We start from the raw sequence: 21,937 nt of genomic DNA, 5'->3' as shown, positions 1-21,937 counted from the left end.
GCATGAGTCGCAAGAGTCGGGTTCGTGGTGGGCGTGTGGTTGTTCGGGAGCCGCGGTCGGGGGGCGAGGTGCCGTCGTTCACGCGGGGCGTGGTGTTCCGGGAGCGCGTGGAGGTGGTGGGCGATCGGGTGTTCCCGGCGACGTACCGGTTCGACCTCGAGGGCGAGCCGATGGAGGTCGACGCCGCCAAGGCGTTGTGGGCGTTGGGGCACAGCCTGATCCCGGGGAGGACCGAACGCGCCATGGCCGCGGTGGTGTTGGTGTGTCTCGACACGCAGCCGTTCCCGTTGCCGGGCGAGGACACCGCCCCGACCGACGTGGACGCGGTCCTCGCCGTCGCGCGGCGCATGGTCGCGGTGGGCGCGGTCGGCCACGACGACGAACGCGGCGGGTATTTCGTCCCCCGCTACCACCTCCCGGCCGCGTTCAGGAAGTGACGTGACCCGGCCCGGCCCTCCGCTGCCGGCTTCCCCGCCGGACGCGGGGCCGGCCCCGGACGCAAACGAACGTCCCGGGCCCGAGCTCTTGCGGCGGCCGCGTCGGGAGACCGTCAGAGGCCTCGCTCGCGTTCCGCGGACACGCCTTGGCGGGTCCCCGAGGCGCGGGCGGGGATGCGGGTATGCGGCGGTATCCCGCGGGAGACGCGGGCCTTGCCCGCCGACGGGGTGACGCGGGTCTGTGCGGGGCGGCGGGAAACAGGTCCCATGCCCCGCCGCAACGCGGCCAGCCCGGGTGCGGCTTCCGGCGTCGCCCGCGTCGAGGCGCCGGATTCGACGCGTGTGTGGCGGGACCTGGGCCTCGTGTCGTACCCCGACGCCTTGTGGTTCCTGTGGCTCTTGTGGTTCTTGGGGTTCCCGGCACCCCCCGCGTTGGCGCGCAGCATCTTCGCCAGCGGTCGGGCCTTCCACGTGCCCTTGGCGCCAGGGCGGTTCGCGAGGTATCGCGCCGCGCGCTCCGGGGACCAGGCGAAGTTGTTCTGGAGGCCGGTGGCCAGCATCTTCAGGTACGCCAGCCCCGGTGGTCGGCCGCGCACCGACGACGCGTCGGACGGGCCTGTGAAGGTGACCGCCGGGATGCCGTCGATGTGGCCGACGACGCGGACCTCGCCGTACCAGCCGTCGGCGACCTTGAGATGGCCGTCTCGCAGCAGGCGGCCCATGTCGAGGTCCGGTTCCCTCTCCGGGACCCGGTCCATCTCCTGGAGCGTGAGGTCGCTGAACTGCTTCTGGGTGACGCGATGCGCCACCGCGGGCATCTCGCCCGGCAGGTTCGGGTCGTAGAACGAGACTGCGGCGTTCCAGTTCAGCGACTTGTGGTCGCCGAAGAAGATGCCGCCGGGCATGATGACGGGTCTGCTCTCGCGGATCGGCGTCTGGTCGATGCTGCCTTGGTGCAACTTCGTACTGCCCGGTGGCGTGCCGCCTTCGATGTAGTACCGGAATCGCTCCTGGTTCATGTTGGACCCGTAGGAGATGTACCAAACGTCGGAGCCGGGTGTGATCGCCATGAGCAGCATCATTACCCAACGCGACCGTGTTGTATCGGAAAATGCGAAAAAGGCCGAACTCCCGCCCGATACTTACCCGTTCGTACCGGCCGGGGATACGAATCCGGTCGTTCGGCGTGGCGGCGTGGTCTCCTTGGTCGAGTCGGACGGCGATGCCCTCTCGAACGGGCCCTCGCCACACGGGGCGCCGCCCGCAGGCCCGGCCGGCGCCACCGTGTCGCCCGGCGGAGTCCCCGGTCAGAGCAGCTTGTTCGAGGGCTCGAACCCGCCGGTCGGTTCCGGGTTCGAAGGCTCTGGTGCGGTCGGGAGGTCCTCGGTCCCGGTGCCGTGGATGAGGCGAATCACCGCCTGGCTCACCGACGCGTAGTCGTGCGTGTTGGGCACCTCGCCGGCGATCCGGTAGTCGCGCATGACCAGCACGCGGTCGGCGAGGGTGACCATCTCGGGCAGGTCGCTCGTGATCAGCAGGATGGCGAGGCCGTCGGCGGCCAGGTGCCAGATGAGTTGGTGGAAGGCGGCCTTGGTGCGGACGTCGATGCCGACCGTGGGTTCGTCGATGATCAGGATCTCGGTCTGCGCGGCGAGCCACTTCGCGAGGCTGACCTTTTGCTGGTTGCCGCCGGAGAGTTGGCCGACGAGTTGGCTCGGGCCCGACACCCGGATGCCGAGCCGCTCGGTGTACTCGGCCGCGAGTTCGCGTTCGCGGTGGGCGGGGATGTACCCGAGGGCGCGTCGGATCCGCGACCACACGGTCACCGCGATGTTCATCGTGAGCGGTTGGTCGAGGAAGAGGCCCTCCTCCTTGCGGTTCTCCGGGACGTAGCCGATGCGGTGCCTGTTCAGCGCCTGGCCGACGTTGCGGATGCGGACGTCCTCGCCGCGGACGCGGATGGTGCCGCCGACGACCCGGTCCAGGCCCATCAGCGCCTTGGCGAGTTCGGTGCGGCCCGCGCCGACGAGCCCGTACAGGCCGACGATCTCCCCGCGCCGCACGTCGAGCGAGACGTCACGGTGCCCCGAGGCTGTCGACAGCGCGTCGAGTTCGAGCATGGGCGGACCGTGTGGATCCACCGCGCGGGGCGCGAACTCCCGTGCGGTGTGGGCGCGTCCGACCATGACGCCGACGATGTCGTCCCGGCTGTACGCGGCGATCGGCTCGCCCTCCAGGACCGAGACGCCGTCGCGCAGCACGGTGACCGTGTCGCAGACCGCGAACACCTCTTCGAGTTTGTGGCTGACGAGCAGGACGGCGGTGCCCTGGTCGCGCAACCGACGCACGATGTCCAGGAGCCGGTCCGTCTCGCGCAGCGTGAGCGCGGAGGTCGGTTCGTCCAACAGCAGCACCTTGCTGTCGGTGGACAACGCCTTTGCGATCTCCACCAGTTGGACCTGCGCGGTCGACAACGAGCCGACCCGGGCGTCGAGATCAAGATCGAGGTCGAGCAAGTCCAGGCAGCGTCGGGCCTGCGCGCGCATCCGGTCCCGGTCGACCAGCCCGCGACGGGAGGGAATCCGGCGCAGGGTGATGTTCTCGGCGACGGAGAACTCGGGGATGACGTTGCGTTCCTGGTGGACCACCGAGATTCCCGCCCGCACCGCGTCGTGGGGAGAGTGGAAGTCGATCGGGGTGCCGTCGAGCGCGAGCCGGCCGCCGTCGGGTTGGTACAGGCCGGTGACGACCTTGATCAGGGTGGACTTGCCGGCGCCGTTCTCGCCGAGCAGGGCGTGCACGGACCCGGGGCGCAGGCGCAGCGTCGCGCCGTCGAGGGCTCGGACTCCGGGGAAGTACTTGGCCAGACGGTCGGCCGACAGGATCGGTTCGGTGGGTCCGGTGGGTCCGGTGGGTCCGGTGGATCCGCCAGGTCCGGCAGGTCCGGTGGGTTCGGTGCGTGCTGCGGGGTGGGTCATGATGTGCTCCTCGCGCCGGCGGTCGGCAGCGGTTTCGCCTGGTCGTCGGGCCGGGGTTCCGGCAGCGGGCTCGAATCCCGGTCGGGCACGCGCCCGGTACGGTCCTGCCGACTCGACCGGATTCGCCCCACGAGCACGGTGCCCAGCACCACGGCGCCCACGGTGAAGTTGACCCAGCTCGGGTCCAGCGAATACTGCGCGCGGGCCACGTCCACCAGGCGCACGATGAACGCCGCGAGCACGGCGCCGAGTACGGACACCGACCCTCCCGCGAGGGCGGCCCCACCGATGATGGGCGCGGCGAAGCTGGGCAGGAGCCAGTCCCCGCCGATGCTCTTGTTGACCCCGGGTGCGGAGGCGACGGTGAGGATGGCCGCGACCGCGACGATCAGCCCCGACAGCGCGTGCGCCACGATCACGCTGCGATCGTTGGAGATGCCCGACAACCGCGCGGCCAGGGGGTTGCCGCCGCTGGCCAGGAGCCGACGGCCGGCGGTCGCGCGGCGCAGGAAGAACGCCAGCGCGGCGGCGAGGACCAGCGCGATCAGGAAGATCACCGGAATGTTGAACACGGACCGGTCGCCGAGCCGGGCCAGGGACGACGAGCCCGGATCGATCGTGCGGGTGCCGGCGAGCCGGTATTGGAGGCCGCCCAGGATCGTCATGGTGGCGAGCGTGACGATGAACCCGTTGATCCGCGTGGCCACCACGAGCAAGCCGTTGACGGCGCCGATCGCCGGACCCGCGACCAGGACGATCGCGATCGCGATCGGGGCGGGCACACCGTGATCGGCCATCAGTACCGCGATCAGGACGGCCAGGAAACCGCCGAGCGTGCCGACGGACAGGTTCATCTGTCCGACCGCGAGCACCACGAGTTGGGCCAGGCCGATCAGGATCGGGACGGTGAGGTAGATCAGGATGCCGTGCACGGCGTTGCCGCGGAGCAGGCTGCCGTGCGAACTCGCCACCAGGATCGTGAATCCGATGGTGCCGACCGCGAACAGGGTCATCTCGGTGGAGCGGGTGAATCGTCCCAGTGCCGCGCGGTAGGCGGTGGGGACCGTGTCGGGGGTGCTCACGGGTGGGCCACCGCCCTTCGGGCCGAGACGACCGACCTGATCCGGTCGGTGGACAGCGCGAGGAGCAGGATCACGCCGAGGTAGATGTTGAGGTTCTCCAGCCCCGTGCCCAAGGTGGTCAGGCCCTGTCGGATCACCTGCACGAGCGACGTGCCGAGCAGGGTGCCCACGACCGACACGGCGCCGCCGGTGAGCAGGGTGCCGCCCAGGACCGGGCCCAGGAAGGAGGGGATCATGAACTCCGAACCGATGCCCGCGGTGAACGAGCCGCTGGTGACCGCGAGCATGAAGCCCGCGAGGCCCGCGAGCATCCCCGACAGGGCGTGGGCACCGATCACCCGACGCGTGACCGGGACGCCGGAGAGCCGGGCGGCGGTGCTGTTCGAGCCGACCAGGAGCAGTTCGCGACCCGTCCGGGTGCGCGAGTACAGGTAGCCGACGAGCAGCATCGCCACGAGCGTGAACACCAGGATCTGCGGGATCGCGGGCGAGCCGCAGACGTTGCCCACGCACACGTCGGCCATCGAGTAGCCGCGGAGTTCGTCCATGCCGGCGGGCTTGGCGGTGAAGGCGGCCACGGTGGTCAGTTGCGAGTACGTCAGCGACACCAGGCCGAGCAGGGCGAAGTCCATCGCGAGCGTGACCACGAACGAGTTGACGCCGGTGGCGCTGATGATCCACCCGGTGAGCGCGCCGATGGCGGCGCCGGCGAGGAGCCCGACCGCCAGTCCGGCGTACAGCGGCAGGTGCCACTGCTGGTACGCGATCCCCATGAACATCGCGGAGAACGCGGCCATCCGGCCGACGGCCAGGTTCATGTGGCCGATCGACATCGTGGCCAGTTGGGACAGGCCCACCACGGTGAACACGGCGATGTCGCGCAGCAGCGGGAAGATGGTCAGTTGCTGGTCGTAGAAGGACGCGCGGGCGGAGCCGAAGAGCACCACCAGGGCCGCGCCGACAAGGACCAGACCCAGGCGTTGGGCGGTGCCGGCCGACCAGCGACCGGCCCATCGGGCCGCCGCCGGCGCGGAATCGGTGGTCGTCCGCGGACGCCCGACGTCCGCGTCGTCGGGCGCCGGGGTGTGCCCGGTCATGTCGTCCTCCTGTCGTCGATCGCGTCGAGGTCCCACGCGATGCCCAGGCCCGCGGCTTCGGGCGCGACGGCGTGCCCGTCGCGGACCCGCATCTCGTCGTGGGTGATCGCGCGCAGTTGTGGGATGTGTTCGACGTAGCGTCCGTTGGGTACCGCGGCGGTGAGACTGACGTGCAGTTCCATCAGGAAGTGCGGGCACACCTCGACGTTGAACGTCTCGGCGAGGTGGGCGACCTTGAGCCACGGGGTGATCCCGCCGACCCGGGCGACGTCGACCTGCACGATCGACGCCGCGCCGCGGGCGAGAAAGTCGCGGAACTGGCCCGGGGAGTAGAGGGATTCGCCCACGGCGATCGGAATCGACGTCGACCGGGCGAGCACGACGTGGCCCTCGATGTCGTCGGCCGGCAGCGGCTCCTCGAACCAGGCGATGCCCAGCCCCTCGAGCGCGGCGGCGCGGCGGCGGGCCTCGGCCGCGGTCATCGACTGGTTGGCGTCGACCATGATGTCGAGGCCGTCCCCGACGGCCGCGCGTACCGCGCGCAGGCGTTCGACGTCCTGCTCGATCCTGGGTTTGCCCACCTTGAGCTTGACGCCCTGCCAGCCGGCGGCCTGTGAGGCCAGCGCCCCGGCGACGAGTTCGTCGGTGCTCAGGTGCAGCCAGCCGCCCTCGGTGTCGTACAGCGGCACCTCGGGGCGAAAGCCGCCGGCCACCCGCCACAGCGGCTCGTCGGCCCGCAGGCAGCGCAGGTCCCACAGCGCGGTGTCCACCGCGGCCAGCGCGAGCGAGGTGATCGCGCCGACGGTGGTCGCCCGGGTGGCCGCGAACAGGTCGTGCCACACCCGTTCGATCTCTCGGGCGTCGCGGCCGGCGAGCCGGGGCAGGAGGTGGTCGCGCAGCATCGCGAGTACGGAGGTTCCGCCGGTGCCGATCGTGTACGAGTAGCCGGTCCCGGTGTTCCCGTCGTCGGTGGTCAACTCGACGAAGACGGTCTCCTGCTTCACGAACGACTGCACCGCGTCGGTGCGCTTGGTTTCCACCTCCACGTCGATCATGAAGGCGCTCGCCTTGATGATCCTGGTCATGCGTGTCTCCCGAGGTCGTGGGTGCGGGTGTGCGTGCGGGTGTGTGCGGCGTGGCGGGATGGCGGGATGGCGGGGTGACTCAGGGGCAGGACAGGACCGAGGTCTTGAAGTCGTTCATCAGCTGGTCCGTCTTGGTCTGCCGCTCGGCGTCGTAGGTGCCGACGTTGTCCCGGGTGACCACGAAGGAGCCGGAGTCGATCACGGCGCCGGGAGTGCGCACGGTGCATTGCCCGCTCTGCAGGCGGCTCAGCGCCCACGATCCGACGTATGCCTGGCCGGCCGGGTTCTGCGCGACGGTCCCGGACACCGAGCCGTCGGAGATGCCGGCCAGGATCTTCGGGTCGTCGTCGATGGCGACCACCTTGATCGGCAGGTTGCCCTGCTTGATCGCGGCGGCCGCGGCCACCGCCGGGTTGTAGGCCGTGGCGACGAGTCCGTTGATCTGTGAACCGTGTGCGGTCAGCAGGTCGGAGACCGCCTTCTGCGCGGTCTGTAGGTCGGTGTCGATGTCGGTCACCGTGGTCAGGAGGGTGACCTGGCCGTTGGTCTCGGCGACCGCCTTCTTGACCCCCGCGATCCGCCGCTGGGTGTTGGAGTCGACGTTGTTGCCCGTGAGGTGGACCAGGTTGCCGTGCCCGCCCATGGCTTGGATGTCCGCCTGGGTGGCCTTGTACGCGGCCTGCTCGACGTCGGTGGACAGGCAGAAGTCGGCCTTGAGCGTGCCGCCGGCGGGACACGATCCGAGCGACGCGACCGCGAATCCCTTGGACTTGAGGTCGGCGAAGGTGCTGTTGATGTCGGTCGGTGACACGCCGAAGATGCCGAACGCGTTGTGGCCGCGCGCCGCGAGCGAGGTCAACAGGCTGTTCTGCTTCGCCTGGTTCCATTCGGCGGTCTCGTCGTAGGTCACGTCGCCGAGCCCGAAGTCGGCCTTGGCCTTGGCTCCGGTCGTCTTCCAGAGCTGGAAGTACGGGTGTGCGCCGCCGGGGACGAGGGCCACCTTGACGGCCGAGACCGGAATCTTGTCCGCCGCCCCCTTGTCGTTGGCGGCGCCGGTGCTGCCCTTGGTGCTGCACCCGGTCAGGGCCGCCGCCAACGACAGCGACACGGTGGCGCAGAACAGGGCGTTTCTGACGGGCGATCGCTTCACAGGACCAACCTCCGGAGCCGGATACTATATTTTCCAGAAGCATGCTCGCGGATCCAGATGGGGTCAAGGCTTCGAGTGCGGCGAATATTTTCAGCCGCCCAGCGCGGGAAGACGAGCTGCAATCGCGGTCAAATGCGACCATGTGGCGAAAACTCGCTGGTCACAGTCGGGAATCGAGCTCTGATCGGCGTCGATCCGGCCCTCGGCAGCATCGTGCATCTATAGCCACGGAGGATGTGGATCCTATATTAATTAGCCACGGCGGCCGTACGACATGCTTGGATCTGCGGATGTCGTCACCGAAGCAGCGCGCCGGCGTGTCTGCGTCGAGGAGGAGAAGCGATGACAGAGGCGCAGCCTCGACAGATGCTCGCGGACACCGTGTGCGAGGCGATCGCACAACGGCTGGTCGATCACGAGATCGAACCCGGAGCCAAGCTCAACATCAACACGTTGGCGCAGGCCCTCGACGTGTCCCCCACCCCGGTGCGGGAGGCGTTGGCCCGCCTGGAGGCCGACGGCCTGGTGGTCAAACGGGCCCTCGCCGGATATTCGGCCGCCCCGCTGATGAGTGGCAAGACGTTCGACGAACTGTTCGAGATGAGGCTGCTGTTGGAGCCGGCGGCGGCGGCCAGGGCCGCCGTGCGGGTCGGCGAGGAGGGCCTGCGGGCGCTCACCGACAGCCTGACCCGGATGCGTGCCGCGCACGGCGACAACAGTCGCGAGACCATGCGCCGGTTCCTCCACCACGACGCGCTCTTCCACGACGTGATCGCGAGCTCCGGCGGCAACTCGCTGATGGCCGACACCCTGCGCCGCTTCCGGTCGCACACGCATCTGTACCGGCTGTACTTCCCGGCCGGGGTCCCCGACGCGACCTGCCGGGAGCACGAACGTGTGCTCGACGCCATCCGGGACGCGGATCCCGACGTCGCGGCGGCCGCGATGCGCACGCATCTGCACCGGGCGCAGGAGCGCCTGCTGCCCGGGCTGGTCGCGGCGGGAGACGAGGAAGCGTGAGCGGGGCGGGGCGGGAGCGGGTGGGGTGAGTGAGGTGAGGCGGGGTGAGTGAGGCAGGGTGAGTGAGGTGAGGTGTCCGAGGGTCGGTTCCCGAGGTGTCGTCCGTTGCGTGAACAGGGTTGAGAGAGAAGGAAATTCGCTCATGAAGGTATTGCCTTCGGGTCTCGTCGGGACGAACTCGTGACCGGGGAGCGGGACTTCGCCGGGCTGGCCGCGGTGGTGACCGGCGGGGCGGCCGGGATCGGGTTGGCGACCGCGCGCATGCTGGTCGCGCGCGGTGCGCGGGTGGCGGTGTTGGATCGGGACGTGTCGCCGTTGGCCGGCGATGCCGACCTGTCGGTGTTCGCCGCGGACGTGACCGACGACGCGTCGGTCGTCGAGGCCGTGCGTGCCGCGGCCGCGCTGCTCGGCGGGATCGACGTCCTGGTGAACAACGCGGGGATCGGCGCCGTCGGGACGGTCGCCGACAACGACGACGCCGAGTGGCATCGGGTATTCGACGTGAACGTCGTGGGGATGGTGCGGGTCACGCGGGCGGCGTTGCCGCGTCTGCGCGCCTCGGAGCACGCGGCAATCGTCAACACGTGCTCGATCGCCGCGACCGCCGGACTCCCCCAGCGGGCGCTGTACTCGGCGTCCAAGGGCGCTGTCCAGTCGCTGACACTGGCGATGGCGGCGGACCACGTCCGGGAGGGCATCCGGGTCAACTGCGTCAACCCGGGTACCGCCGACACCCCGTGGGTGGGCCGATTGCTGGACACCGCCGCGGACGCGGCCGCCGAGCGGGTCGCGCTGAACGCCCGACAGCCCATGGGCCGTCTGGTCACCGCCGACGAGGTCGCGTTCGCGATCTGCTCGCTCGCGAGCCCGCTGGCCGCGTCGACGACCGGAACCAGCCTGGCCGTGGACGGCGGGATGCAGGGGCTGCGGCTGCGCCCGGCGGAGGCCCGGTGAAGGGCGCGACGCTCGGCCTGGGCTGCGCGGGGCTGGGCGGTCTGTACGAACCGCTCTCGGAGGCCGCGGCGCAGGCGACGCTGGAGGCGGCCTGGGCCGGCGGGATCCGCTGCTTCGACACGGCGCCGCACTACGGTGCGGGGCTCTCCGAGGAGCGCCTCGGGAGGTTCCTGCGCGGCATGCCGCGGGCCGAGTACACGCTGTCCACGAAGGTCGGCCGGCTGCTGGTCGACGACCCGGACGCGCCCGAATACGGCGACGGGTTCTTCGGGACGCCGCGGCGCCGTCGGGTCCTCGACTATTCCGGGGCGGGGGTACGGCGCTCCGTCGAGGCGAGCCTGTGCCGGCTCGGGCTCGACCGGATCGACATCGCGCTCGTGCACGACCCCGACGAACACTGGGAGCAGGCGTCCGGGGAGGCGATACCCGCCCTCGCGGAACTGCGCGACCAGGGTGTGGTCGGGGCGGTCGGGGCCGGGATGAACCAGTGCGCGATGCTTCAGCGCTTCGTCGCCGAGACGGACGTGGACTGCGTGCTGCTCGCCGGCCGGTACACCCTGCTCGACCGCAGCGGAAGCGCGTTGCTCGACCAGTGCGCCGAGTTCGGGGTCTCGGTGCTGGCCGGCGGCGTGTACAACAGCGGCCTGCTCGCCGACCCGCGCCCCGGCGCCCGCTTCGACTACGCGCCCGCCGACGCCGACATCCTCGCCCACGCGTTGCGGCTGCGGGATGTGTGTGCCGCGCGCGGGGTCCCGCTGCGGGCCGCCGCGTTGCGGTTCGCGGCCGCTCATCGTGCCGTCGACACCGTCCTGCTCGGCGCGCGCACTCCCGCGGAGGTGTCGGACGCCGTGGCGATGGCCGCCGTCGACATCCCCGCCGACCTCTGGGAGCATCTCGGATGATCGTAATCGACGCCCACCATCACCTGTGGGATCCCGCGACCGCGGACTACCCGTGGATGGACGGCCCCGAGATGGCCCCCATCCACCGTAGGTTCGACGTCGAGGATCTGCGTCCGCTGCTGCGCGCGGCCGGCGTGGACCGGACGATCGTCGTCGAGGCACGGTCCTGCGACGCCGAGACCGCGGAGATGCTCGCCCTCACCACGCAACCGCGGTCGCCGATCGCGGGCGTGGTGGGGTGGACCGACCTCACCGCCCCCGGCCGCGCCGAGGCCGTCGCCCGGCTGCGCGAACTCCCGGGCGGGGGCGCGCTGGTGGGTTTCCGGCACCAGGTCCAGGGCGAAGCGGACCCCAACTGGCTGCGGCGCGCCGACGTGTTGCGCGGGTTGGCGGCCGTCGCCGAGACGGGCCTCGCCTACGACCTCGTCCTGCTGCCGCACCAGCTGCCGGCCGCCACCCACGCGGCGCGCGAGGTGCCGGGGCTGAGGTTCGTGCTCGACCACCTCGGCAAGCCGGACATCGCCGCCGGAGCGGCGGTGTGGCGAGCCCAGGTCACCGCGCTGGCGGCGTTGCCCAACACGTACTGCAAACTCTCGGGCCTGGTCACCGAGGCCGATTGGCAGACCTGGACGCCCGAGCAGCTCCGGCCGTACATCGAGACCGCGCTCGACCTGTTCGGCCCCGAGCGCTGCATGTACGGCTCCGACTGGCCGGTCTGTCTGCTGGCCGCCGACTACGCGCGGGTGTACGCCGGCTTGCGTACGTGCCTGCCCGCGCTCACCGCCGCCGAGGACGCCGCGATCATGGGCGGCACGGCCGGTCGCGCCTACCGCTTGGAGGACACATGCGACGCATAGCCCACGTCATCCGGGTACGCCCCGAGAAGCTCGACGAGTACAAGCGCCTGCACGCCGACGTGTGGCCCGGCGTGCTCGATCTGCTGCGCGCGGCACACGTGCGCAACTACTCGATCCACTACCGCGACGGGCTGCTGTTCTCCTACTTCGAGTATCACGGCGACGACCTCGACCGGGACATGGCCGCGGTGAACGCCGATCCCGTCACGCAGGAATGGCACCGGCTGACCGACCCGTGCCAGGAACCGCTCGACACGGCGGATGCCGGCGAATGGTGGAGCCCGGCCGAGACGGTGTTCCTCATGGAATAGGAAATAGGCGCTGCTGCGCCTCATCACACCGTGAACCGTCGATGCGCCGCAGATGTGTGATCAGTGCGGTGCGCGTTCCATCGAAGTCGATCTCGTGGACAGCACTGCACACCTAGCCCAGCCCCGCCTCGCGGCCGAACTGCTCGGATGCCTCTCGTCGTGGCTCGCCGCCCTCGACCGTGCGGCCCGCGTCCTTCGCACTCTCGTCGGCCGGGCCGGCGGACGTGGTGACGGTGGTCGCCGGCGTGAAGCCGGTGGCGGCCACGCCGAGCCCCGTCTGTCGCCGTTGCTCGATGATTGCTCGCGCCCGTGCCGCCCGTGCCGACGCCTCCTCGAGGCTCATGGGTTCCGCACCCGGCCGGGTCTGCGCCGAACGTGGCGAGGATGTCGTCGATGCAATCTTGTGCCCGGAAGGGGGCGGACCCGAGAACGCCGTGCCGGGTGCCCATCCCATGGCCTCCCCCGGCCCCTCGGCTTTCGCCGCGTCGATCCGGCGGTCCCGGCGACGGTCCAGTTCCGCGCGAGCCGCCCGAGCCCGCTCGCGCGCCTCCGACGTGTGCGCGTACCACGCGAGCCGGGCGGCATGGACCGATTCGAGCGTCCGGGTCTCGGATGCCGCCTTCGCAACCCGTACCTCGGCCAGTTCGGCCGCCCTCCTAGCGGCCTCGGACTCCTTGGCCGTGGGTGCGATCCACGACGCCATCAGCGCCTGGACACGCGCCTGCTGCCAACGCGCCTGCTCCTGCGCGGCCGCCTTGAGCCGGCCGGCGACATGCGGCGGGGCCCAGAGTTCCTCGCGCTCGTACCGGTCCAGGGCTCGGTGCAGGTCGGCTTCCGAGGCCGCGGCACCTCGGTCCGCGCCGGCCGCGGGGTCCAGGGCCTCGGCGGCCCGGTCCCAGGCGTGCCGGGCATCCACGGCGTCCGGCGCCGGAGCCGGGCCGATGGCGTCGCTCCGGTGCGCGTATCCGTACGCCTCACGGTAGTTCGACACGATGCCGGCCCTACGCGTCCACTCCTCGCGGGCGGCGGCATCAGCCGGCACGGTTCCCAGCCGCTCGACGGCCCACAGGGGTGGGGACTGCGCGGCCAGGCACCCGAGTTCGTTCACGCGTCGGTCCATGGCCTCCGCGAGCCGTCTCAAATGCTCGCCCACAGGACCGTTCGCCGTGGGCGTGCGAGCCAGGTAGCCGGATCGCGCTCGTGCCGCCGCCTGCTCGGCGGCCGTCGACTGTTCGCGCTTCGCAGCGGCCTGCCCCGCGTGCACCACTTCGACCGTGAGCATCAACTGCTGTTGGACTTGCACCAGTTCGGCAAAATCAGTGTCGGCGACAGGAGTCGCGACGGGGACCTGCGACCGCGTCGGGAGCGTCGTTGCCAGGATGGACCGCTCCTGCCGCCGCCATGCCGCACGCGCCTCGCGCTCGCGCTCCACAACCACCGAACGCGCTGCGCCCGACAGTTCCCGCTCCAAACGCCAGTGCAGCACCTCGGCGATGCTGTCCGCGTCCGCCAACCCCCTGACTCGCACGGCGGCACGCAACAACCGGTATGCGTCGAACCCTTTGCCCTCGACCCGCCGCACCAAACGCGTCAACGCGCCGAACGCCAGGTCGTCCTCGACACGGGCGCCGCTCTCCGCGCCGAGTTCGTCCACCAGCAGGCTCAGACAATCGGCCGCGGCGCGCTGCTCGACCAGGTCGCTCCAGACGGGCGCCCATGCCCGCAGGGACTCCGCCTCGGCGAACGCGTCGCGCAGCGCCTCGGTGGCCGAGCGCTGCGCCTCGGTTCGCCCCAGCACCGCGGCGAACACGCCCTGCGGTCCTGTCTCGTCGGGTCCCGCCGCAGCCAGATAGACATGGTTTCCGGCTCGGGCCCGCGTGAGCGCGACGTAGAGTTGCTCGCGGCTCATGCCCAAGGCGACGAGCGCGTGCGCGGCGTCGACCGTGCGGCCCTGGACCGCGTGAACCGTTCCCGCGTAAGCCAGTTCGACGTGATTGCGGACATACGCGGCGGGCACACGCAACGTCTCCCCGTCGTCGTAGGCCACCGTCAGCCCGCCGTCGGCGTGCCGTTCGAGCACGCGCACGACTTCCCGGTTCGTGGCCCAATGGCCCAGCGCCGAACTCGTCAGTTTGGGGTCGTTGCGTCGCAGTTGCACGCGGTCGCCGCGCCCTGCCAGGTTGCCGTCCGCCAGCGGTACACCTGATGCCTCCACCCGCCCCAGCCGCACGAGTTGCGCGCGGGCGCGTCCCGACAACTCGGCGGCCAGTTCGCGGGTGGGAACCACGAGCAGGGCGTCCACGCCGGAGAGATGATCCACCAGCCAGCCCTGGTAGGCCGCCTCCTTCATCTCCTCCAGCCCGCCGCCGTGCACGCGCCCGTGCACGTCGTACTCGGCGAAGACCTCGGCGTCGCCCTCGCGCACGCGCAGACTGGCCTCGCGTTCCCAACTCGCATGGAAACGGCGCACTTCCTCGAGGGTGTGCGTATGCGGGAGATCGCGCGCGAGCAGACCGAACATCCCGCCGGCACCGATCTCCGCGGTTTGACCGTGGTCACCGGCCAGAACCACCTTGGCACCGGCTTCGGCGGCCAAGGAAAGAATCTTCTCCAGGTCGGCCGTAGCGCACGTGCCGGCTTCGTCGACGATGACCAACTCACCCGCGTGGAAAATGTAGAGATCCCGGTCGGGCACCGCCTCACCTGCGGCTATCGCGGCGTTGGCGTTGAGAAACCTCCTGACGTTCGCCACCCGCGAGACTCCCTCGTCGGCCATGACCCGGGCCTGCCGCTGGCCGACCGCGAGCCCCTTGACCGTTCCGCCGTTCGCCTCCCAGAGCGCGCACAAGGCGGCGATGGTGTAGGACTTCCCGGTCCCGGCCGGGCCCACCAGCACATCGACGAACCGGCCCGCGGTGGCCAGGTCGCGAACCGCCGCGGCTTGGTCGACGCCGAGGGTTCGCCCGGCCAGGAATCGACCGACCGACGCTTCCGCAACGGCGGGGGCGCGCCCGTGGACGGCGTGCGCGATGATCCTCGCCTCGACGTCCAGGTGCTCGACCGTCGTGTAGAGCACCGCCTCCGGCCTGGCGTAGCGCGAGGTACCGTCGGACGTCAGCAGCGCCGACGGCGTGGGTAACGCGTCCGGAGGGGCCAACCGCACCAGGACGGGGCCATCGGGTACTCGCGTCTGCGGCGACAGGGCCCGCGTCGCGAGCTCCTCCAACAGGGTCTCGACCTCACGGGGTGTCAGGCCGCCCAGGGAGTCGGGGAGTTGACGATTCAGCTCGGCGACGAGTTCGGCCCGTCGGAAAGTGGGACGAGTCGCGGTCAGCTCCTGGACCGCTCTGGAGATCACCCGGTCCGGGTCGAACGGCTCGACCGTGGAGGTCGCCCCGGCATCGAAGACCCGCCGGGCGACACCGGCGAGCGACTCGCGCAGGCGCGTGGTGACCGTCCGCTCCCAGCGCGCGAGCAGCTCCTCGCGAGGCACCGATTCCTTCTTCTTCGGCGCGCGGGTGTGCAGCGTCGCGGTCTGCGCGATGCACGTGATCTCGTACGCCGACGGCGAGTGTCCACGCACGGCCTTGTAAAGGTCCACCATCGCGGCGACCTTCGCCGAGATGGCCCGACGTCGGGACGAGAACTGCTCGCGTACCTCCTCGGAGACGCCGAGGATCTCGCGGGCCTTCCCGTCCGGGCGCGTCGCGAAGCGCACCTTCAGCGTCCGCGTCAGGGCCTCCTCGGCAACCCGCTCGGCGACCGCGGCGGCCGCGGGCCGGTGGGCGTACACGGCCCGTCCGTCCAGAGTTCGCCAACGCTCGGTCCGTTGGCCCGTGTAGGGGTGCACCTCGACCGAACGGACTCGATTGAGCACGGCGCAATGCACATGAAGCTGCGGATCGTCGTCGCGCGAGGTGTGCTGGCGAAAGGCCGCCACGATCCACTCGTGTGCGTCCACGCGTCGAACGCCGTTGTGACCCGCTCGGGAGAAACCGGCGTGCTCCTGGAGATGATCGAGCCCGGCGCGTACGCCCTCCATCCACGCGTCCCATACCGCCTGGGCCTCCGCGTGCCGGCCGTCGGCCTGTAACGCGGCATGGAAGACCGACCAGCTCTTGGGAGCGGAGAAGGTCAGGTCCAGGTACTTCACGGCCCGCACCTGGGTGGCGCGCACTCGGCCGGCCACCGCGTCCCGCTCCTCGGGGGTCGCCTCGTCGGGTAACGCCGCCAGTGCGTCCGCAAGGCGTTGCTCCACGTCGCGGTACTTGCGCGGCGGCGCGCCCAGAGAGGCACCGGTGAGCGGATCGACCAGCTCGCCATAGAGCTTGCCCATGACCTCCGCGTCGACCTCGCCCCGCAGACCGAAGGCGGCGGCTCCCGCGCCGAGCCAGATGCCGGGGGGCTCCCCCGCGACCTCGATCGCCTTGAGGTAGTAGTGCTCGGCTCCGCGCCCGACCTGGTCGGTGAGGTACCGGTGATCGCTGCCGGCCGAGATCGTCAGCACGAGACAGAGGGTAATCATGGGGCAGCAGATACGGAAGGGACTCCATGGATGCATAGGTGTGCGGATTCCTTTGCTCTCACGCTCTGTTCGCGGATTCCCTTGCCCTCACTCCCCGTTCCCGGGGAGGGACGTGCGGCGGGACCCGGCGCCGCACACACGAGCCGGGCTAAGCTGGGGGCGGTTGCTCGTGGGAGCCGCCGGCGGGGGTCGGCGATTTTGCCCATCCGGGACCTCGGTCCCGGTACGGACTTCGGTCCGAGTCGCCGGCCCCGTCCCGGCCGGCCGCCGGTCAGGCCGGGGGCTTGCGGCGGGACGGTGGCCCCGCCGCAAACCCCCGGCTCGGTGGGTCAGTCGGTGTCGTCGGTGGTCAACGGGTCGGTCGCCATCCGCGCCAGGTAGGCGGCGCCGACGGTGATCGCGCGTTCGTCGATGTCGAACCCGCCCTCGTGCAGGTGGGGGTAGGCGTCCGGGTCGACCCCGGGCGGCCGGACGCCCAGACGGGCCAGGTTGCCCGGCACGCCCGCCATGTCCGGGACCCCCGGGAGGTCCTTGGTGCCCGCCAGATACCAGGCGAAGTCCTCGCCGCCCTGGCTCTGTACGGTCTCCGCCACCGCGTCCACGCCGAACAGGTCCACCACCGCCGCACGCGACATGTGGCCGAGGGTGTTCACCACCGGCGGCAACCGGTGGTGCTCGAACTTCCACGAGGTGCCGGAGCCGCCGGCGATGACGACGCCGCGGACGAGCTCGGAGATGATCTCCGGCATCCTGCGCCACGCGTCGGGGTTCGCGGTGCGCAGCGATCCGCCCAGAACGCCCTCGGACGGGATCACGTTGAGCGCCTCACCGGCGTTGATCTGGGTCCAGGCGAACACCAGGCCGTCTCGGGGGGCGAACCGGTCCGTGAGCGTGGGCAGGACGGACACCATCCGGAACAACCCCAGGAGCACGTTCGCGGTGAGGTGCGGTCGGGCGCTGTGCCCGCCCTGGCCCTCGACGCGGAAGCGGAACGTGTCCATCCCGGACGTGATCGGACCGTCGAGGAGGGCGATCCGGCCCACCTCGACCGTCGGGTCGCAGTGCACCATGTGGATCGACTCGACGTCCTGGAGCGCTCCGGCCTCCATGGCGTGCAGCGCGCCACCGGGCTGGACCTCCTCGGCGGGCTGGAACAGCAGCCGCACGGGCCTGGGCAGCAGCCCCTGGTCGCGGAGTTCGACCAGCACGAGCCCGGCTCCCAGAACCGCGCTGGTGTGCACGTCGTGGCCGCAGGCGTGGGAATTGCCGTCCACGGTCGAGCGGTAGGGGACGTCCTTGAGGTCGGCGACCGGCAGCGCGTCGATGTCGCCGCGCAGGGCGACGAACGGGCGGCTCGCCGCCACGGCGTCGAGCGGGACGATGTCGCAGGTGAGTCCGGTGCCGCCGGGGAGGACGCGGGGGTTCAGCCCGGCCTGCCGCAGGCGGGCGACCAGCTGCGCCGTGGTGCGGGTCTCCGCGAAGCCCAGTTCGGGGTGCTGGTGCAGATCGCGGCGGAAGGCGGTCAGTTCGGGGCCGAACGTGTCGATCCCGGAGAGGATTCGGGTGCCCGTGGGCGTGGTCATGAGTGGTGCTCCTTCGTGTGGGATGTCCGGCGAGCTCGGGACGGGGTTTGCCAACCCGTCCGGCGCTCGTGGTGCCTTGGGAGTTCGGCGGAGGGATCCGCCGCGCGCGGCGTGGGTCTCGGTGATCGGCGAGCCGCGGGCCCGGCCGGTGACTCCCTTGGTGGGCCGGGCAGACTCTGTCAGGCCGTGGCCCGGGTGTGGTGTCCAGGCATCTTTCCCGCCTGGACACCACGCCCGGGGTATGGCCTCCTCCGGTGCCCGGCTCATCGAGGGAGTCGCCGGTCGGGTGCGGCTCGCCGATCACCGAGACCCGCGACGTGTGTGGCACCCTGCACCGATCTCCCGAGGCATCACGGGCGTCGGACGTGCGCAACCCCCGCCCCGAGTTCGCCGGACATCCCACACAGGGGCACCCTCGTGACCGCGCACGCGGGTGCCCGAATCCTGTTCGGGGTCGGCGCGTTCGGCCGCCGACGGACGCCTTCCGCCGCGATCTGCACCGGCGCCCCGGACGGGGCCTCGTGAAGACCCGCACCACGGTGCGGGTGGTCGTCGGCCTGCGGCAGGCCGGGCGGGCCTGCGTGTCCTGCCCGGCGGCGGCGGACTCGCCTGCGGCATCGTCCCGCTCGACGCCGTGGCGGCGAGCCGCCCGTTCGTCGCGTTGCGCGGCGGCGTCGGTGCGTTGTCGGTCGCCGACCGCAAGAACGGCTCATGGCGTTCGGCCGTGGACGGCGGGTCCCAGGTCTGTGGTCGCGACGTGCACACCGGCGCGGTTGTGGGGGTCGGGCTCGTGTGTGTCGAACTTCGCGGCCTGGGGCTGCTGTTCAGGCCTGCGCGGCTGCTGATCCGGCCGGTCGATGGGGTCCGGCCCGGTGGTGTGCTGCGCGCCATGGAGGCCGGAGCGCTCCAGGCGTCGGGGCGATCCACATGGGGCACTGTGGCCCGGCGGTCGGGCGGGCCGGATGGCCGTCCTCGACGGTCCGATCACCTCCGGGGTGGACTCGTTCCGGTTCCGCGTCGAGGGTTGAGGGCGGGCACAGCGGCCGACCGCACCTCACCGCGAACGTGCTTCTGGGGCTGTTCCGGATGGTGTCCGTCGTGTCCGGGATCGCGCGGACAGGTTCGCCCCCAGCGACGGCCTGGTGTTCGCCTGGACCCGGATCAACGCCGGTGAGGCGCCCAACGTGATCCCGTCCGGGGCGTTCTGGGCGGATCGCTGCGCACCGCGAACACCGGCGCGTGGCGCGGGATGCCGGAGATCATCTCCGAGCCTGCCGACGTCGCCCACAGAGGCGACTCCGGCATCACGTGGACGATCGAGCACCACCGGTTGCCGCCGGTGCCGAACACCCTCGGCCACGTGTCGCGTGCGGCGGTGGCGGACTCGTTCGGCGTGGGTGCGGTGGCGGAGACGGTACGGAGCCTGGGCGGCGAGGACTTCGCCGCCCGGTGTCTCCGGTGGGCACCTCGGGCGTTCCGGGGGTTCCGGACGTGGCGGGCGTGCCGGGCTGCCCGGCACGTCTGGGTGTCCGGCCGCCCGGGGTCGACCCGGGCGCCTCCCCCGCCTGCACAGCGGCGGGTTCGATGTCGACGAACGCGCGATCGGCGTCGGTGTCGCCGAGACGACGCGTCTGGCGATGGACCCGCTGACCACCGACGGCGCCGACTGACCCACCGCTCCCGGGCGGGGGTTGTGGTGGGTCGACGGCTCGCCGCAAGCCCCCGGCCTGACCGGCGGCCGGCACCCCCGGACCTCGCCTCGGGCTCGCTGCCGCCCCGGCCCGACCGGCGGGCCGACCGTCGGCCCGCCGGCGGTTCGCGCCGGCCGGGACACCCCGTCGCATCGTGATGCACGGGTGTGGGTGAACGGCGCCGCGGGCCACCGGGCCGGGTTACCGGACCGGGCCACAAAGCCCTCCGGCCATAGGGCAGTTCATCCCCCGGCCTGCGGTCGACGGGAGTTCGACAAAAAATCAGGTAACTTTTCGCACTATCTTGCTTCCAAAGCTTTCCCATTACCGTGCTGCACGCAACACTTGGGCCTCGAACGTCCACGCAGCACGAAGCGACCACGAACGCACGGGGGGTGCAGAGGTGCCGACCGACCGGGTGACACCACCGAATGCCGGGAGCGGTTCGGCTCGCCTGCCCCGACAACCGGGCGGACGGCGGCGCGTGACCAAGGTGTTGATGAGCGAGGACGAATACGCCCGCGTCGCGGACAAGGCGGCGGCCCTGGCGGTGAGCGTGCCGAGGCTCCTGGTGGAGTCGGCCTCCAACGACGCGCCCACGGCCACCGAGCGCCGCGCGTTCTACGCCGAACTCCTGGCCGTCAGGCGTCAGTTGGCTGGACTGTCGGGTCAACTGTCGGAGCTGCCCGAGGACACGGCGCCCCGTGACGCACCGCCGACCGGATTGGCGGACATCGTGGGTCGACTGTCCGCCACCCTGGACCGCCTCGACGCGGCGACCGCGCACCTGTCCGCATCCGGACCGGCCCCTCGACGAACGGATGCCCCGTGATCGCCAAGCTCTCCGCGGCCCACGAGCGCCATGACGACATGGCGCAGCTCGTGACGTACCTCTTCGGCCCCGGTCGCGCCAACGAGCACGACGACCCGCACGCGATAGCCGCGTCCACGGGTCTCGAAGTCGATGGGGACCCGGCGTCGATCGCCGCCCAACTCGACGCCCCCAGGCAGCTGTTCGGCATCGACGTCAAACACGGATCGGTATGGACGGCGGCGTTGTCGAACGCCCCGCAGGACCGCCGCCTCACCGACGCCGAGTGGGCGACGGCCGCTCGAACCCTGGTCGACCGCCTCGGGTTCGGCGCGGACGCGGGGAAGGCGCCCTGCCGTTGGATAGCCGTCCGACACGGGGTCTCCAAGCGGGGCAACGACCACATCCACATAGCCGTCAGCCTGGTCCGCGAGGACGGCACCCGAGCGAACCTGTGGCAGGACCGCTTCAAGGCGTCGTCGGTATGCGCCGAACTGGAACGCCGATTCGACCTGATCGCGGTCGAGGGACGCACCGGCGGACGGGGGCTTCCCGGGTACTCCCGCGCGAACGCCGAGAGCGCGGCGCGCCGGGGTCGCGCGGAAACCGAACGAGCCACCCTGGCAAGGCATATGCGGGGCGCGGCGGTGGCCGCCGCCGACGAGGAGGACTTCGTCCGGAGGCTGACCTCGTCCGGGATCGTCGTACGGCCACGCCTGGATCGGGAGGACGGGGAGACCGTGGTGGGGCTGTCGGTCGCCCTGCCACCACCGGACGGTACGAGCCCGGTGCGGTACGGGGGTGGACGGCTCGCGTCGGATCTGTCGCTGCCGCAACTGCGGTACTGGTGGGGCTCGGCCGCGCGCGAGAACGACTCCGCGGCGACCTCTGCGGACGACGCGATCAACGAACCCGCGACAGGACCCACGCCCGCCGAAGACGGCCTTGCGCAATGGACCCGGGCGGCGGCGGATGTCGCCCGACTACGCGCGGAGGCGCGCGGTCGGCCCTTGGAGGACGCGGCCACGTGGGCGGGCATCGCGCGGGAAGTCGCCGGAGTATTCGCCGTGTGGTCGGCACGGGCGGAGCCGGCGGGCCCCGGGCCGCTGGCCCGAGCTGCCGACGTCCTGGCGCGAACGGCGGTACTCGACGCGCCACTTCGCAGAGGGCCGAATCTGCGCTCGGTGGCCCAAGTGGCGTCGAGGGCTCCCTCGCCTCGCGAGTCCGGTTCCGCACAGGCCGCGCTGCTCCACGAACTGCGGCTCACCATTGACGTGATCCACGGTGCCGAAGCCGCCCAGCGACGCACCACGCAGGCCGCGCGACTCGGGGCATTGGATCGCCTGGAACTCGCGCCACTGCAAGAGCGCATGACCGACGACCGAACGCCGCGGACACCACGAGCGCGCGAGGTCGATTCCCTCGGCACCGGTTGAGTCCGAAGCCGCCTCGGT

The 21,937-nt window shown here is 71.3% G+C and carries 16 protein-coding genes; 8 read left to right on the top strand and 8 right to left on the bottom strand.

What is annotated here, in order from left to right; genetic code table 11:
• Positions 1–68: 68 nt before the first annotated feature.
• A complete protein-coding gene (locus OG928_RS32030) occupies positions 69–437 on the top strand; it encodes a hypothetical protein (protein WP_406290304.1) in 369 nt (122 codons plus the stop codon).
• A gap of 113 nt (positions 438–550) precedes the next feature.
• On the opposite strand, the gene OG928_RS32025 is transcribed toward OG928_RS32030, so the two are convergent.
• The 6 genes from OG928_RS32025 to OG928_RS32000 all read right to left on the bottom strand — a co-directional run bounded on the left by OG928_RS32025 (position 551) and on the right by OG928_RS32000 (position 7,829).
• Positions 551–1,507 (bottom strand): hypothetical protein, encoded by a 957-nt coding sequence (locus tag OG928_RS32025; protein ID WP_406290302.1) that lies wholly within the window; start codon positions 1,505–1,507, stop codon positions 551–553.
• A gap of 237 nt (positions 1,508–1,744) precedes the next feature.
• Positions 1,745–3,415, bottom strand: a complete 1,671-nt coding sequence (locus tag OG928_RS32020; protein ID WP_406290300.1) for a sugar ABC transporter ATP-binding protein — start codon at positions 3,413–3,415, stop codon at positions 1,745–1,747.
• Positions 3,412–4,497, bottom strand: a complete 1,086-nt coding sequence (locus OG928_RS32015) for an ABC transporter permease (protein ID WP_406290298.1) — start codon at positions 4,495–4,497, stop codon at positions 3,412–3,414. Before OG928_RS32015 ends, OG928_RS32020 begins: the two co-directional genes overlap by 4 nt.
• On the bottom strand, positions 4,494–5,594 hold the full coding sequence (locus OG928_RS32010; protein ID WP_406290297.1) for an ABC transporter permease: 1,101 nt from the start codon (positions 5,592–5,594) through the stop codon (positions 4,494–4,496). The genes OG928_RS32015 and OG928_RS32010 overlap by 4 nt, the downstream gene beginning before the upstream one ends.
• Entirely contained in the window at positions 5,591–6,679 is a 1,089-nt protein-coding gene (locus OG928_RS32005; RefSeq protein ID WP_406290295.1) for a mandelate racemase/muconate lactonizing enzyme family protein, read from the bottom strand. Before OG928_RS32005 ends, OG928_RS32010 begins: the two co-directional genes overlap by 4 nt.
• A gap of 79 nt (positions 6,680–6,758) precedes the next feature.
• A complete protein-coding gene (locus OG928_RS32000; protein ID WP_406290293.1) occupies positions 6,759–7,829 on the bottom strand; it encodes a sugar ABC transporter substrate-binding protein in 1,071 nt (356 codons plus the stop codon).
• Between the two features lie 342 nt (positions 7,830–8,171).
• On the opposite strand from OG928_RS32000, the gene OG928_RS31995 reads away from it, so the two are divergent.
• The 5 genes from OG928_RS31995 to OG928_RS31975 all read left to right on the top strand — a co-directional run bounded on the left by OG928_RS31995 (position 8,172) and on the right by OG928_RS31975 (position 11,873).
• Complete coding sequence (locus OG928_RS31995) at positions 8,172–8,849, top strand: GntR family transcriptional regulator (protein WP_406290291.1); 678 nt, start codon at positions 8,172–8,174, stop codon at positions 8,847–8,849.
• 180 nt (positions 8,850–9,029) lie between these two features.
• Positions 9,030–9,803 carry an SDR family NAD(P)-dependent oxidoreductase gene (locus OG928_RS31990; RefSeq protein WP_406290289.1) on the top strand — a complete coding sequence of 258 codons (774 nt, stop codon included), beginning with the start codon at positions 9,030–9,032 and terminating at the stop codon, positions 9,801–9,803.
• Positions 9,800–10,705 (top strand): aldo/keto reductase, encoded by a 906-nt coding sequence (locus OG928_RS31985; protein ID WP_406290287.1) that lies wholly within the window; start codon positions 9,800–9,802, stop codon positions 10,703–10,705. Before OG928_RS31990 ends, OG928_RS31985 begins: the two co-directional genes overlap by 4 nt.
• Positions 10,702–11,562 carry an amidohydrolase family protein gene (locus tag OG928_RS31980; protein ID WP_406290285.1) on the top strand — a complete coding sequence of 287 codons (861 nt, stop codon included), beginning with the start codon at positions 10,702–10,704 and terminating at the stop codon, positions 11,560–11,562. The genes OG928_RS31985 and OG928_RS31980 overlap by 4 nt, the downstream gene beginning before the upstream one ends.
• Positions 11,550–11,873, top strand: a complete 324-nt coding sequence (locus tag OG928_RS31975; RefSeq protein ID WP_406290283.1) for an L-rhamnose mutarotase — start codon at positions 11,550–11,552, stop codon at positions 11,871–11,873. The genes OG928_RS31980 and OG928_RS31975 overlap by 13 nt, the downstream gene beginning before the upstream one ends.
• Positions 11,874–11,985: 112 nt before the next feature.
• On the opposite strand, the gene mobF is transcribed toward OG928_RS31975, so the two are convergent.
• Together mobF and OG928_RS31965 are read right to left on the bottom strand one after the other, a co-directional pair.
• On the bottom strand, positions 11,986–16,380 hold the full coding sequence (mobF, locus tag OG928_RS31970) for a MobF family relaxase (RefSeq protein ID WP_406290281.1): 4,395 nt from the start codon (positions 16,378–16,380) through the stop codon (positions 11,986–11,988).
• 347 nt (positions 16,381–16,727) lie between these two features.
• The gene (locus tag OG928_RS31965) at positions 16,728–17,981 is read right to left on the bottom strand and encodes an amidohydrolase (RefSeq protein ID WP_406290279.1); all 1,254 of its coding nucleotides are present in this window, start codon (positions 17,979–17,981) and stop codon (positions 16,728–16,730) included.
• Between the two features lie 2,190 nt (positions 17,982–20,171).
• On the opposite strand from OG928_RS31965, the gene OG928_RS31960 reads away from it, so the two are divergent.
• Both OG928_RS31960 and OG928_RS31955 read left to right on the top strand, forming a co-directional pair.
• Complete coding sequence (locus OG928_RS31960) at positions 20,172–20,504, top strand: hypothetical protein (protein ID WP_406290277.1); 333 nt, start codon at positions 20,172–20,174, stop codon at positions 20,502–20,504.
• Entirely contained in the window at positions 20,501–21,919 is a 1,419-nt protein-coding gene (locus tag OG928_RS31955; RefSeq protein WP_406290275.1) for a relaxase/mobilization nuclease domain-containing protein, read from the top strand. The genes OG928_RS31960 and OG928_RS31955 overlap by 4 nt, the downstream gene beginning before the upstream one ends.
• Positions 21,920–21,937 lie beyond the last annotated feature (18 nt).

It is taken from the genome of Embleya sp. NBC_00896 (genome assembly GCF_045207785.1).
Taxonomy (GTDB): Bacteria; Actinomycetota; Actinomycetes; order Streptomycetales; family Streptomycetaceae; genus Embleya.
Note: the sequence above shows the minus strand (reverse complement) of the source record. Positions and strands in the feature narration are given on the sequence as shown.

What these genes read in the sequence shown, in the direction of transcription:
- OG928_RS32020 (WP_406290300.1), bottom strand. Translation starts at nt 3,415, where the DNA reads ATGACCCACCCCGCAGCACGCACCGAACCCACCGGACCTGCCGGACCT.
- OG928_RS31960 (WP_406290277.1), top strand. Translation starts at nt 20,172, where the DNA reads ATGAGCGAGGACGAATACGCCCGCGTCGCGGACAAGGCGGCGGCCCTG.
- OG928_RS31980 (WP_406290285.1), top strand. Translation starts at nt 10,702, where the DNA reads ATGATCGTAATCGACGCCCACCATCACCTGTGGGATCCCGCGACCGCG.
- OG928_RS31965 (WP_406290279.1), bottom strand. Translation starts at nt 17,981, where the DNA reads ATGACCACGCCCACGGGCACCCGAATCCTCTCCGGGATCGACACGTTC.
- OG928_RS32025 (WP_406290302.1), bottom strand. Translation starts at nt 1,507, where the DNA reads ATGGCGATCACACCCGGCTCCGACGTTTGGTACATCTCCTACGGGTCC.
- OG928_RS32010 (WP_406290297.1), bottom strand. Translation starts at nt 5,594, where the DNA reads ATGACCGGGCACACCCCGGCGCCCGACGACGCGGACGTCGGGCGTCCG.
- OG928_RS31995 (WP_406290291.1), top strand. Translation starts at nt 8,172, where the DNA reads ATGACAGAGGCGCAGCCTCGACAGATGCTCGCGGACACCGTGTGCGAG.
- OG928_RS32005 (WP_406290295.1), bottom strand. Translation starts at nt 6,679, where the DNA reads ATGACCAGGATCATCAAGGCGAGCGCCTTCATGATCGACGTGGAGGTG.
- OG928_RS31975 (WP_406290283.1), top strand. Translation starts at nt 11,550, where the DNA reads ATGCGACGCATAGCCCACGTCATCCGGGTACGCCCCGAGAAGCTCGAC.